General features: G+C 63.7%; 13 protein-coding genes. 8 read left to right on the forward strand and 5 right to left on the reverse strand.

Features of this window, described 5'->3' with window-relative positions; genetic code table 11:
• Window position 1: 1 nt before the first annotated feature.
• The 3 genes from VR71_RS14105 to VR71_RS14115 all read left to right on the forward strand — a co-directional run bounded on the left by VR71_RS14105 (window position 2) and on the right by VR71_RS14115 (window position 4221).
• Window positions 2–1162, forward strand: coding sequence for an acyl-CoA dehydrogenase family protein (locus VR71_RS14105; RefSeq protein WP_045684951.1), 1161 nt, complete (start codon window positions 2–4; stop codon window positions 1160–1162).
• A gap of 231 nt (window positions 1163–1393) precedes the next feature.
• Window positions 1394–3439 (forward strand): acetate--CoA ligase family protein, encoded by a 2046-nt coding sequence (locus VR71_RS14110; protein WP_045684955.1) that lies wholly within the window; start codon window positions 1394–1396, stop codon window positions 3437–3439.
• Window positions 3436–4221: a carnitinyl-CoA dehydratase gene (locus VR71_RS14115; RefSeq protein WP_045684958.1), complete on the forward strand. Its 786-nt coding sequence runs from the start codon at window positions 3436–3438 to the stop codon at window positions 4219–4221. The genes VR71_RS14110 and VR71_RS14115 overlap by 4 nt, the downstream gene beginning before the upstream one ends.
• A gap of 328 nt (window positions 4222–4549) precedes the next feature.
• On the opposite strand, the gene VR71_RS14120 is transcribed toward VR71_RS14115, so the two are convergent.
• A complete protein-coding gene (locus VR71_RS14120; RefSeq protein ID WP_045684961.1) occupies window positions 4550–5005 on the reverse strand; it encodes a GAF domain-containing protein in 456 nt (151 codons plus the stop codon).
• 125 nt (window positions 5006–5130) lie between these two features.
• On the opposite strand from VR71_RS14120, the gene VR71_RS14125 reads away from it, so the two are divergent.
• Window positions 5131–5595, forward strand: coding sequence for an N-acetyltransferase (locus VR71_RS14125; protein ID WP_045684963.1), 465 nt, complete (start codon window positions 5131–5133; stop codon window positions 5593–5595).
• Window positions 5596–5601: 6 nt separating this feature from the next.
• Here VR71_RS14125 and VR71_RS14130 read toward each other — a convergent pair whose 3' ends face one another.
• Window positions 5602–6774, reverse strand: a complete 1173-nt coding sequence (locus VR71_RS14130; RefSeq protein WP_045684966.1) for an acetyl-CoA C-acyltransferase — start codon at window positions 6772–6774, stop codon at window positions 5602–5604.
• 94 nt (window positions 6775–6868) lie between these two features.
• On the opposite strand from VR71_RS14130, the gene VR71_RS14135 reads away from it, so the two are divergent.
• The 3 genes from VR71_RS14135 (at window position 6869) to VR71_RS14145 (ending at window position 9540) form a co-directional block, all read left to right on the forward strand.
• Complete coding sequence (locus tag VR71_RS14135; protein WP_045684969.1) at window positions 6869–7207, forward strand: STAS domain-containing protein; 339 nt, start codon at window positions 6869–6871, stop codon at window positions 7205–7207.
• Between the two features lie 47 nt (window positions 7208–7254).
• A complete protein-coding gene (locus VR71_RS14140) occupies window positions 7255–7740 on the forward strand; it encodes an ATP-binding protein (protein ID WP_296430424.1) in 486 nt (161 codons plus the stop codon).
• A 222-nt stretch (window positions 7741–7962) separates the two neighbouring features.
• Window positions 7963–9540 carry a gamma-glutamyltransferase family protein gene (locus VR71_RS14145; protein WP_045684974.1) on the forward strand — a complete coding sequence of 526 codons (1578 nt, stop codon included), beginning with the start codon at window positions 7963–7965 and terminating at the stop codon, window positions 9538–9540.
• Window positions 9541–9580: 40 nt separating this feature from the next.
• Here the strand turns inward: VR71_RS14145 and hspQ are convergent, their stop codons facing one another.
• On the reverse strand, window positions 9581–9907 hold the full coding sequence (hspQ, locus tag VR71_RS14150; protein ID WP_009817586.1) for a heat shock protein HspQ: 327 nt from the start codon (window positions 9905–9907) through the stop codon (window positions 9581–9583).
• A 191-nt stretch (window positions 9908–10098) separates the two neighbouring features.
• Here hspQ and VR71_RS14155 point away from each other — a divergent pair, with 191 nt between their 5' ends.
• Window positions 10099–10695: a lytic transglycosylase gene (locus tag VR71_RS14155; RefSeq protein ID WP_045684978.1), complete on the forward strand. Its 597-nt coding sequence runs from the start codon at window positions 10099–10101 to the stop codon at window positions 10693–10695.
• 36 nt (window positions 10696–10731) lie between these two features.
• Here the strand turns inward: VR71_RS14155 and VR71_RS14160 are convergent, their stop codons facing one another.
• Complete coding sequence (locus VR71_RS14160) at window positions 10732–11337, reverse strand: outer membrane lipoprotein carrier protein LolA (protein WP_009817583.1); 606 nt, start codon at window positions 11335–11337, stop codon at window positions 10732–10734.
• 93 nt (window positions 11338–11430) lie between these two features.
• Window positions 11431–13232: DNA translocase FtsK (locus tag VR71_RS14165; protein WP_296430425.1), on the reverse strand; the 1802-nt coding region annotated here is incomplete at its 5' end.

The raw sequence follows: 13232 nt of genomic DNA on the forward strand, positions 1-13232 counted from the left end.
CATGCATTTCGGATTGACTGACGAGCAGGACATGATCGTCTCCACCGTGCGCAGCTTTGTCGAGAATGAGATTTACCCCCACGAAGCCCTTGTCGAGCGCACCGGCGAGGTGCCCGCCGACGTGGCCCAAGCCATCAAGCAGAAAACCATCGACCTTGGCTTTTACGCCTGCAACTTTCCCGAGGCTGTCGGCGGCGCGGGGCTCAGCCACCTCGAGTTCGCCCTTGTCGAGCGCGAGTTGGGGCGCGGCTCCATGGCGCTCACGCATTTCTTCGGGCGGCCGCAGAATATCCTGATGGCCTGCAAGGGCGAACAGATCGAGCGCTACCTGCATCCGGCGGTGCGCGGCGAGCGGATGGATGCGCTCGCCATGACCGAACCGGGGGCCGGATCGGACGTGCGCGGCATGAAATGCACGGCGCGCCGGGATGGCGGTGATTGGGTGCTCAACGGCACCAAGCATTTCATTTCGGGCGCCGATCACGCCGATTTCGTCATCGTCTTTGTCGCCACCGGCGAGGATCAGACCGACAAGGGGCCGAAAAAGCGGATCACCACCTTCCTCGTGGATCGCGGCACGCCGGGCTTTACCATCCGCGACGGATACAAATCCGTCAGCCATCGCGGCTACAAGAACATGGTGCTGGAATTCGACGATTGCCGCCTGCCGGGTGCCCAGGTGCTGGGCGAGGTCGATGGCGGCTTTGCGGTCATGAACGACTGGCTCTACGCCACGCGGATCACCGTAGCCACCATGGCGGTGGGCCGCGCGCGCCGCTGCTTTGACCACGCGCTGCGCTATGCGGCGGAGCGGGAACAATTCGGGCAGGCGATCGGCAAGTTCCAGGGCGTCAGCTTTCAACTGGCCGACATGATCACCGAGATCGACGCGGCCGATCTTTTGACCCTCAATGCCGCCTGGCGGCTCGATCAGGGCCTGCCCGCCAACCGCGAGATCGCCAGCGCCAAGCTCTATGCCTCGGAAATGCTGGCCCGCGTGACCGATGCCACGCTGCAAATCCACGGCGGTATGGGGCTGATGGACGACCTCCCGATCGAGCGGTTCTGGCGCGATGCACGGGTCGAACGCATCTGGGACGGCACGTCCGAGATCCAGCGCCATATCATCAGCCGCGAGATGCTGCGGCCTTTGGGAGCGTAAGAGTTTTGATGCCACCGGCGGGGATATTTGCAGCAAGAAGAAAGGGGGAGACCGGCGTCCGGCCATCCCCCGGAGAGGACAATGCCTTTCTCCTTGCACGGTCATCGGCGTCCCCGCCTGTACCGTGGGACATGATTAGCGATGCGCGGTTAACAGACCGTTATGGCCGCTTCTTCTTGCCAGAAATATCCCCGCCGGAGGCATCCGACCTCTTTTCTCAAGGCCAGCCCCATGCGTGACCTCTCCCGCCTCCTGCGCCCCGCCTCCATCGCCGTGATTGGCGGCGGCACATGGTGTGCCAATCTCATCCGCCAATGCGCGGCCATGGGCTTTGCCGGGCCGGTCTGGCCAGTGCATCCGACCAAGGCGGAGATCGGCGGCGCGCGCGCCTATCCGTCGCTTGACGCCCTGCCCGGCGTGCCCGATGCGGTCTTTGTCGGCGTTAACCGCGAGGCGACGATCACAACCATTGCGCAGCTTCGGGATATGGGCGCGGGCGGCGCTGTCTGCTTTGCCGCAGGCTTTCTCGAGGCCGAGGCAGAGCTGGGCGACGGTGCGCAGATGCAGGCGCGACTGCTGCAAGCGGCGGGCGCGATGCCGATTATCGGCCCCAATTGCTATGGCTTCGTCAATTACCTCGATGGTGCGCTGCTCTGGCCTGATCAGCATGGCGGGCAACGCTGCAAGAGCGGCGTGGCGATCCTCACGCAAAGCTCGAACATCGCCATCAACCTCAGCATGCAGGCGCGCGGCCTGCCGATTGCCTATCTCATGACGGTGGGCAATCAGGCGCAGTTGGGTCTTGCCGACCTTGGCCGTGCGCTTCTTGAGGATCCCCGCGTCACCGCCCTTGGCCTGCATATCGAGGGGGTGGGTGATCTGCGCGCCGTTGAGGCCTTGGCCGAGGCTGGGCACAAGGCGGGCAAATCCATCGTTGCGCTCAAATCCGGGCGCTCGGACCAAGCGCGCGCCGCCACGCAATCGCACACCGCCTCATTGGCCGGGAGTGGCGCGGGGGCGGCCGCCCTCTTGGCGCGGTTGGGCATCGCGCAGGTCACATCCCTGCCACAGATGCTGGAAACCCTGAAACTGCTGCATTTTGCAGGCCCCTTGCCGGGCAATGCTATAGCCTCGATCTCTTGTTCTGGCGGCGAGGCGAGCCTGATGGCCGACACCGCCCTTGAACACGACGTTACCTTGCCGCCGCTCACCCCCGCACAGGCCAGCGCCCTGCGCGCCGCCCTCGGACCACGGGTGGCTCTGGCCAACCCGCTGGACTACCACACCTTTATCTGGGGCGATGTGCCTGCCATGGCCGCGACATTCACCGCCGCCCTTGATGGCCCCGCCGACATCGGCGTGCTGATCGCCGATTTTCCGCGTCCCGACCGCTGCGATCCCGCTGCCTGGGACTGTATTTTCGAGGCGGGCGCAGAGGCGCAAGGCCGGGTGGGCAAGCCGCTCGCCCTGATCGCCACCCTGCCCGATTGCCTGTCCGAGAGCGTGGCCGAGCGCGCCATTGCAAGCGGTTTGATCCCACTGGCCGGGCTGGATGATGGTCTTGCCGCCATTGCCCACGCCGCGTGGCTGGGACAGGCGCGCACCACACCGGCCCCCCTGCTTCTGCCCGGCACGCCCGCGCAGCCCCGCACCTTGACCGAGGCCGAGGCCAAGGCCGCGCTCGCCGCCCATGGTTTGCGCATCCCGCAGGCCCGCCGCGCCACCTCTGCTGCTGATCTCACCCCGATCCTCACCGCCATGCCCCTGCCATTGGTGATCAAGGCCGAGGGGCTGGCGCATAAGACCGAAGCCGGCGGCGTGGTCTTTGTCCGCCACGCGGGCGACCGTCCCGAGGCAGAGGCCACGGCCCGCGCCATGCCCTGTCAAAGCTGGCTGATCGAGGAGATGATCGCGGGCACGATTGCGGAACTGCTGATCGGTGTGCTGCGTGATCCGGCGCATGGTTTCGTGCTGACGCTGGGCGCGGGTGGCACGCTCACCGAGATCCTGCGCGATACAACCTGCCTGCTCTTGCCGGTGACGGAGGCGGACATTACGCAGGCGTTGAACCGCCTGCGCCTTGCACCCCTGCTGGGCGGCTATCGCGGCCAGCCCGCCGCCGACCGCGCCGCCATCCTCCGGGCGGTCATGGCGGTTCAGGACTATGTGACCGCCCATGCCGACAGCCTGGAAGAGGTGGAAATCAACCCGCTCCTCTGCACCGCCAAGGACGCAGTTGCCGTGGATGCGCTCATTACCAAGGGAGAGAGACCATGACCGACACCCCCATTCGCACCGAACGCAACGGAGCCGTGCTTGAGGTGACACTGGACCGCCCCAAGGCGAATGCCATCGACGCCGCCACCAGCCGGATCATGGGCGAGGTGTTTCGCGCGTTCCGCGACGATCCCGAGCTGCGCGTGGCGATCCTGACCGGGGCGGGCGAAAAGTTCTTTTGCCCCGGCTGGGATCTCAAATCCGCCGCAGAGGGCGAGGCGCCGGACAGCGACTATGGCGTCGGCGGCTTTGGCGGATTGCAGGAATTGCGCGGGATGAACAAGCCGGTGATTGCCGCCATCAATGGCATCGCCTGTGGCGGCGGGCTGGAACTGGCGCTGTCGGCGGACATTATCCTTGCCGCTGAGCACGCCAGTTTTGCCCTGCCCGAAATCCGGTCCGGCACCGTGGCCGATGCCGCCAGCGTGAAACTACCCAAACGCATCCCCTATCACATCGCCATGGAACTCCTGATCACGGGCCGCTGGTTTGATGCAAAAGAGGCCGCGCACTGGGGGCTGGTCAACCACGTCCATCCCGCCGACCGGCTGATGACCGAGGCCCGCGCCATGGCCCAGACCATCGCCAGTGGCCCGCCGCTCGTCTATGCCGCGATCAAGGAAATCGTGCGCGAGGCCGAGGCGCTACGCTTTCAGGATGCGATGAACCGGATCACCCGGCGACAGTTCGAGACGGTGGATAGTCTCTACGCCTCTGAGGATCAGCAAGAGGGCGCGCGCGCCTTTGCCGAAAAGCGTGATCCGGTGTGGAAGGGGCGTTGACTAGGTTTCGATTGGGCAGAGCGGGGAATGGCCTGAAGGGGACATTGGACCTGAGCGATGAGCCGCGCGGTCGCTGGGCCGGGGACTAGCGATGCAACGGCGGCAACTGCCACTTAATGCAAGCAAAGTCCGTATGACTTCTAAGAGATGCACTACATCTCAAAATCGCTAGGCCGTCACGCCAAAGGCGTGCCGAGGCAAAGCGGCGCACCTTCGGTGCGACGGACGGCCCAGCGATCGCGCGGCGGCGCTTCGCGCCTTGTTCCGCGCGCGTGTCAAATTAAACGACAGCTTCAGGCCAAAACCCGTCCTGCCGCCTCCCAGCCCCTCAAATCCGTCCGAACACAGCCGCCAGTATCTCGCCAAGCCGTGCGGCGTCTTCCTCGGTAAAGGCCGCCTGTTGATCGCTGTCGATATCGAACACCGCAATCACCCGCCCCGCCCCATCCCGCACCGGCAACACGATCTCGGACCGGGTGGAACTGGCACAGGCGATATGATCCGGAAAGGCCTCGACATCCGGCACCAATTGCACCGTGCCCATGCGCGCCGCAGCGCCACAGACACCGCGTGAAAACGGGATGCTCAGGCATCCATGCCCGCCCTGATAGGGTCCGATCTTGAGCATTTCGGGCGCTGTCACACGGTAAAACCCGGTCCAGTCAAACCGATCATCGGCATGATGCACCTCGCACACCACAGTGGCCATCAGCGCAACCTCGTCGCTCTCCCCGTCGGTGAGCGCGGCGATGGTCCGTGCAATATGGTCATAATCAATCCGCATGCCCGCGATATGCCACGCCCTGCGATCCAATACCAGAGCCTGCGATCCGGTTGCATCCTGTGCCCGACCATGGCAAAGACGCGCCCCGAATACGAATCCGACATCGACTATAAGGAAACCGACACATGTCCCGTCTGAGCCTGCACCGCAACCTGACCCGTGATCTGGAACCGCTGGCGCGGCTTTTGACTGACAAGGATGATCTGGCGCTGGTCAATCCGCAGGCCAGCCATCCGTTCGACGCGCGCGAATGGGCGCTGAAATGGGTGGGCGATCTTGAGGACGAGACCTTTTATCTCTGTGACGAAGACGGGCACGAAGTGGGCTTTTTCGCCCTGCGCGTCGGCGTCGGCCCCGAAGTGCGCCACCTCACCTATGTCTTTGTCGAAGAACGTATGCGCGGCGGCACCGGCGAGGTGCTCTTGTCCCTCGCCGAAGAGGCCGCGCGCCAACTCAACGCGCTGACCATCACCCTCAAGGTGGAGCTCGACAACGCGCCCGCGCTCAACCTCTATCGCAAGGCGGGATACGAGGAACTGTCGCGCCGCCGGGGCATGGCCACCATGCGGCGCGATCTAGAGGCGGCCTGATCAGCATCAGACCCGTTCAATCGCAATCGCAGTCCCCTCGCCGCCACCGATACAGATGGCGGCCACGCCACGGCGCAGCCCGCGTGTTTCCAATGCGTTGAGCAGCGTCACCATGATCCGCGCGCCGGACGCACCAATCGGATGACCGAGCGCACAGGCCCCGCCATTGACGTTGATCCGCTCCCGCGCCACGCCCATCTCGTGCATGAAGGCCATGGGCACCACCGCAAAGGCCTCGTTCACCTCCCAGAGATCGACATCCGCCACGCTCCAGCCCAGCCGGTCCAAGAGCTTGCGCGCCGCAGGCACCGGCGCGGTGGTAAAGAGGCCGGGGGCCTGCGCATGGCTCGCATGCCCCATGATCCGGGCGCGAATTTGCAAGCCCCGCGCCTCTGCTGCCGCGCGCGACGCCAGCACCAGCGCCGCCGCGCCATCGCTGATCGACGAGGAATTGGCCGCCGTCACCGTGCCGCCCGCGCGAAACGCCGGTTTCAGCGTCGGGATCTTCTCGGGCCGCGCCTTGGCGGGTTGCTCATCGGCGGTGATCACCGCCTCGCCCTTGCGGGTCCGGACCGTGACCGGGGCAATCTCGCGCGCGAAGGCACCCGAGGCCTGCGCCTCCAGCGCGCCCTGTAACGAGGCCAGCGCATAGGCATCCTGCGCCTCGCGGGTGAACTGAAATGCCTCGGCGCAATCTTCGGCAAAGGTGCCCATCAGGCGGCCCTTGTCATAGGCATCCTCCAGCCCGTCGAGAAACATGTGATCGACCACCTGCGTATGACCCAAGCGCGCCCCGCCGCGCATCTTGGGCAAAAGGTAGGGCGCGCCCGACATCGATTCCATGCCGCCCGCGATCATCACCTCAACTTGGCCCAGAGCGATCTGGTCAAAGGCCAGCATCGCCGCCTTCATCCCCGATCCGCACATTTTGTTGAGCGTGGTGGCCGGCACCTCTTCGCCAAGACCGCCCAGAAACCCGGCCTGTCGCGCCGGGGCTTGCCCCTGCCCTGCGGGCAGCACGCAGCCCATCAGCACCTCATCAACGGTCTTGGCCCCGGCATCCGCCAGTGCCGCGCGAATCGCAACCCCGCCCAGTTCCGCCGCCGACACCCCATCGAAATCGCCTTGAAATCCGCCCATGGGCGTGCGCGACGCCCCTGCGATCACCACATCTTGCATCTTTGCCTCCTCGCAAATCCTGATCCTGCATACCGAATGGTAAGGAATTGGGTCTAGCGTGCCCTGTATTACTACGTATCCCGCCGGAGGCACCATGGATCTGCAATCCACCCAGTATTCTCAGATGACCATCATCACGGTTGGCGAGGCGCGCATTGATGCCGCCGCCGCCATCCGGTTCAAGGACGCCATGCGCGCCGCCACCGCGACCGGGGCGGGGCATGTGGTGCTGGACCTCAGCAATGTGACCTTTGTCGATTCGAGCGGTCTGGGCGCGATTGTCGCCGCGATGAAACAGATGGGGGGCGCGCGGCGGCTCGATCTGGCCGGGCTCACGCCCGATGTCGCCAAGGTGTTTCGCCTGACCCGGATGGAATCGGTCTTTACGATCCATGATGATATCCTCGATCTCAGATCCCGCGCCACCGGGTGACCCGGTTGAGCGCACAGCGCCATGACCATCACCAAAGGGAGCGCGCGTTGACCCAGCACGCCACACCACAGAGCAGACCGCAGAGCACACCACAGAGAACGTCACAGAGGTTCACACTCACCGCAACGGCAACGGACGACCTCACGGTGCGGGACATCCTCGCACAGGCGCGGCACTGGCTGCAGGCGCAGGGCATAGCAGAGGACCTCTGTGGTTCAGTCGAACTCGCCTTGGCCGAGGCGCTCAACAATATCGTGGAACATGCCTATGCAGCGGACGCACGGGGCGCGATCCGCCTCGTCGCCACTTTGTCCCCGGCGCGGCTCATCTGCGTGCTCAGTGACCACGGCAGGGCCCTGCCCGGGCTTGACCTTCCCGGCGGCGATCGTCCTGCACACACCGTCGCGCGCGACAATCTGCCCGAGGGGGGATTCGGCTGGTTTCTGATTCGCGCCCTCACGGACCGGATCGACTATCGCCGCCACGCGGGCTGGAACCACCTGACGCTCGCCTTCGGGCGGAGCGCGCCCTGATACAACCAGAGGAATCGCCCGCCGCAATTTTACCTCAATCTGAGCAAACTCACGCCGCACAGCCCCAGCATAACGAAGTCTGTAGCTGCATATGGCTTCCCTCGGCGGCGCGTGTAATTGCCCCCACCCAGCGCGCGACGCCGAGGTTTTACCACCCCTCCCCGATTGGCAAATCCTGCGACTGCGCCTAGTGTCCTTTTACCACTGACACAAGGACACGATATGCGCGATTTTCATACGCCCGGCCGCTCGGCCACATTCGCCACCAATGGGATGTGCGCCACGTCGCATCCACTTGCGGCCAAGGCTGCGATCGACATGCTCGAACGCGGTGGCAACGCCATGGATGCCGCCATCGCGGGCGCGGTCCTGCTCGGCCTCTGCGAGCCACAGATGACCGGCATCGGCGGTGATTGTTTTGTGCTTTTCAACGCGCCCGGCAGCAACACCATTCAGGCGCTCAACGGCTCTGGTCGCGCACCCGCTGGCGCCTCTGCCGCCGCGCTGCGTGCCGCAGGCCATGACACTGTGCCGCTCCAGAGCGCGCATGCGGTCACCGTCCCCGGTGCCATCGACGCCTTTTGCCAACTCAGCGCCGATCACGGGCGGCTTGGGCTCGATGCGCTCTTGGCCCCCGCCATCCGCTATGCCGAAGAGGGCGTGCCAGTGGCCCCCCGCGTGGCCTTTGACTGGCCCACAGCGGGCGCTGTGCTTCAGGGGCATGGCCGCACCCATTTCATGCCCACAGGCACCCCGCCCAAGGCAGGCCAGATGTTCCGCGCCCCCGGTCAGGCCGAGGTGCTGCGCCGCGTCGCCAAGGATGGCCGCGCCGCCTATTACGAGGGCGAAGTGGCCGAAGACATCCTCGCCACGCTCAACGCCATGGGCGGCACCCATACGGCCGCCGATTTCGCCGGCCAGCGCTGCGATTACACCACCCCGGTCAGCGGCGATTACAAAGGTGCCAATCTGGTCGAGCATCCACCAAACGGCCAGGGTGCCACCGCGATCCTGCTGCTCAACATCCTGAAACATTTCGATATGGCCAGCATGGACCCGTTTGGCGCAGAGCGTGTCCATATCGAGGCCGAGGCCACCAAGCTCGCCTATGACGCGCGCAACCGCTTTATCGCCGACCCCGATCACATGCGCAAACTCGACTATATGCTCTCGGATGAGACGGCAGCGAAACTGGCCGCGCTGATTGATCCCAAACGCGCCATGGCCGCCGCCAAACCCCTGACCGAGTCGGTGCATCGCGACACGATCTATATTACCGTGGTGGACCGTGACCGGATGGCGGTGTCGCTGATCTATTCGATCTTCCACGGGTTCGGCTCTGGCATCGCGTCCGAGAAATTCGGCGTGCTACTGCAAAACCGCGGCGCGGGCTTTACTCTGGAAGAGGGTCATCCCAACGAATTCGGCGGCGGCAAGCGCCCGATGCACACGATCATCCCCGGCATGTTGACCGAGAATGGCCGCGTCACCATGCCCTTTGGCGTGATGGGCGGCTCGTATCAGTCAACGGGGCATGCGCGGATGGTGTCGAACCTGCGCGATTTCGGGATGGACCCGCAATCCGCCATCGACGCACCGCGCGCCTTTGCCGATCCTCTGGGCCTCAATCTTGAGCGGGGCTATGGTGACGATGTGGCACAGACCCTTGCCGACATGGGGCATGACATCCTGCGTCAACCCGGCCCCATCGGCGGTGCGCAGGCGATCTATATCCATGAGGACGGTGTTCTTGAGGGGGGCAGCGACCCGCGCAAGGACGGCTGCGCGCTCGGGTATTGAGATCGGAGAGGGTGCGCCAGTCCGGCGCGCCCTGCCTGCATCAGTTCAACTGGAAATGCAGCGGGTAATGCCCATCCTCGAACGGCCCGAAGAGATCGGGAATGTCCGGGTGATCCACCGGTTCGCCCGAATAATCGGCCACGAGGTTCTGTTCGCTCACATAGGCCACATAGTAGCTCTGCTCGTTTTCCGCCAGCAGGTGATAGAACGGCTGTTCCTTGGACGGGCGGCTGTCCTCGGGAATCGAGGCATACCATTCCTCGGTATTCGAGAACTGCGGATCGACATCAAAGATTACCCCGCGAAACGGGTGCTTCTTGTGACGGACCACTTGGCCCAGATGATATTTTGCACGTGTTCTAATCATATCGCGTTTGCCCCTACCTTTGGATTGTAAACCTTTCAAGGGTGGTTTGTCCAATAATCGGCTGAAACAGTTGGGAAACAGTCTGTGAACCCAGGCGTGACAGCGGACTTCGGCGCAAAGCCCGTGAATTCGTGATTCCCCCCGGAAACGCTTTCCGCTAAACTGGCAAAAAAAAAGAGAGCGAGAGGCAAATGAGCAGAACTCTTCGCGCGTTGATGGTGTTGTTCGTGCTGGCCTCCTGTGGGGGCGGCAATGGCTATGGCACTGCCCCGCGCAATCTTGACCACGCATGCGCCATTCTGGATGAGCGTCCCGAATACGCCCGCGCCTTTCGCGCGACCGAGCGCAAATGGGGCGTGCCAGCCCATGTGCAGATGGCGACACTCTATCAGGAAAGCAAATTCATCAGCGATGCGCGCACGCCGTTTCGCTGGACGCTCGGCATTATCCCGACCGGACGAATCAGTTCGGCCTATGGCTATAGTCAGGCCCTCGATGGCACCTGGGAAGAGTATCAGCGCGCCACCGGCCAATACAGCGCGCGGCGGACCGATATCAGGGATGCCTCGGATTTCATGGGCTGGTACATGGCACAATCCAACGAACGGTTGGGCATTTCGCTCAGCGATGCGCGCAACCAGTATCTCGCCTATCACGAGGGGCGTACCGGATTCGCGCGTGCCAGTTACAACAGCAAACCGTGGCTGTTGCGTGTGGCGAGCGATGTGGAAAGCCGGTCTCAGACCTATCGCGCCCAGCTTGGCACCTGCGCGCGTCGTCTGATCTGAAAGGGCAACGGCGGTTCGTCCGTCAGGCCGGGCCGCTTATCGGTCCATCCGCATGCGGTCCTTGCCGGGAATGACGAAACTGTCGTCATTCAGCCGGACATCGCGCTGCATGTCCCCCAGAACAACCGTGGTCTGACTGCCGCTGCCGTCATGGATCACCCATTGGCGCAATTCCACGGGGTTACCTGTAAAGACCAGATCAATGCTGCCGTATTCCGGGTTTGCCGGGTCTTGCGCCCGCACCGTGGTCGAGGTGCCGTCGCTGCCATACCCCACCACCATACGCTCGCGCGTCAGGTCCACGTTGCGTGCCAGAATGATCTTGAGCGGGGTGCGGTTGAGCGGATAGCCCTGCGGCCCGTCGTTCGAGCGCGGATCAATGATACCGACCGTATCGCCATCCGCCACCACCAACGCCTCTTCTGGCGGGTCATATTCGAACCGCACCCGACCGGGACGCTTGATCAGAATGCGCCCAGTGCTGATCGTGCCATCCTCATTGATCTGGGTAAAGGCACCCTGAGCGGTCTTCAACCCGTTGAGATAGGTGGAAATTTCCCCCAAAGACAGCTTTTCCGCCGCCGCCGGGAGGGCCATCGCCGCCCAGAGGACGGGCACCATGAGAATACGCATATGTTTCATGCTCTCAATTTAGGGCGTCCCGCGCGGGATTGCACCAGTGGGAGAGGTAAAAAAATCGTGGAACAGGCGACAGGCCGCCGAATCCGCAGCGGTCTACTGCGGCTCCGGCACCAGCACCTCGCGCTTGCCGACGTGATTCGAGGAACTGACGACGCCCTCATCCTCCATCTGCTCGACCAGACGCGCGGCCTTGTTATAGCCAATCGCCAGTTTCCGCTGAATATAGGAGGTCGAGCATTTGCGATCCTTGATCACAATGGCCACGGCCTGATCATACAGCAGATCATCGCCCTCAGCCCCGCTCCCCGACGACAGGCCCAGCACCGCATCAATGCTCTCGGCCTTGTCCTCGTCCGGGCCTTGCAGCACCGATCCCACATAGGTCGGCGGGCCGTAAGCCTTGAGGTGATTGACCACCTCTTCAACCTCTTCATCGCTCACGAATGGACCGTGGCAGCGGGTAATCTTGCCGCCCCCGGCCATATAGAGCATGTCGCCCATGCCCAGGAGCTGCTCCGCCCCCATCTCGCCCAGAATGGTGCGGCTGTCGATTTTTGACGTGACCTGAAACGAAATCCGCGTCGGGAAATTCGCCTTGATCGTGCCGGTGATCACATCGACCGAGGGGCGCTGCGTCGCCATGATGAGGTGAATACCAGAGGCGCGCGCCATCTGCGCCAGACGCTGAATACAGGCCTCGATCTCTTTGCCCGCGACCATCATCAGATCGGCCATCTCGTCGACGATCACCACGATATAGGGCATCTTCTCGGGGGCGAATTCCTCGGTTTCAAACACCGGCTCGCCGGTATCGTCGTCAAACCCGGTCTGCACCGTACGGCTGAACATCTCGCCTTTCTTGAGCGCCTCGGCCACCCGGCCATTATAGCCGTCGATATTGCGCACGCCCATCTTGGACATCTTGCGATAGCGGTCCTCCATCTCGGCCACCACCCATTTGAGCGCGACCACCGCCTTTTTCGGATCGGTCACAACGGGGGAGAGAAGATGCGGAATGCCGTCATAAACGCTGAGTTCCAGCATCTTGGGGTCGATCATGATCAGACGGCATTCATCCGGCGTCAGCTTGTACAAGAGGCTCAGGATCATGGTGTTGATCGCCACCGATTTCCCCGACCCCGTCGTGCCCGCGATCAAGAGGTGGGGCATCTTGGCAAGGTTGGCCACGATCGGATCACCGCCAATATCCTTGCCCAGCGCCAAGGGCAGCTTTTGATTGCCATCGCCATAAGCGCGGCTCGACAGGATTTCGCGAAAGCCCACCATCTCGCGGTTGTCATTGGGCAATTCGATACCGATGACGCTCCGCCCCGGCACCGTCGAGACCCGCGCCGAGAGCGCCGACATCGAGCGCGCAATATCATCCGCCAGACCGATCACCCGGCTCGCCTTAAGCCCCGGTGCCGGTTCCAGCTCATACATCGTGACCACGGGACCGGGGCGCACGCTGACAATCTCGCCCTTGACGCCGTAGTCATCCAGCACGCTTTCCAGCATCCGGGCGTTTTCTTCCAGCGACTCATCGCTCAGGTGATGCCGCTGAATCTGCTCGGGGTCCGCCAAGAGGCTGAGCGGCGGCAGTTCATATTCCGGTTGCGCCGGGGCCTCGAACTTCAGGGTCGGTTGCGCCTCGGCCATCGCCCGCGACGAGGGCTGCACCGGCTTGCGCGGGGCGTGCTGCACCACCTTGCGCGGCTCGGGCACCGGAATGCGCGGCGCGGGGGCGGCCCTCTCGAGTGCATCCTCCAACCCATCCTCCAGCCCATAGGCCTCGATCATCGTATCGAAATCCTCGTCCTCCTGCATGTCCAGCATCGCCGCCGGCGCTTGGACCGGGGCGCGCGCCGTCATCAGCGGCTCTGAAGGATAGACAG

Source organism: Roseovarius sp. BRH_c41 (assembly GCF_000961715.1).
Taxonomy (GTDB): Bacteria; Pseudomonadota; Alphaproteobacteria; order Rhodobacterales; family Rhodobacteraceae; genus Roseovarius.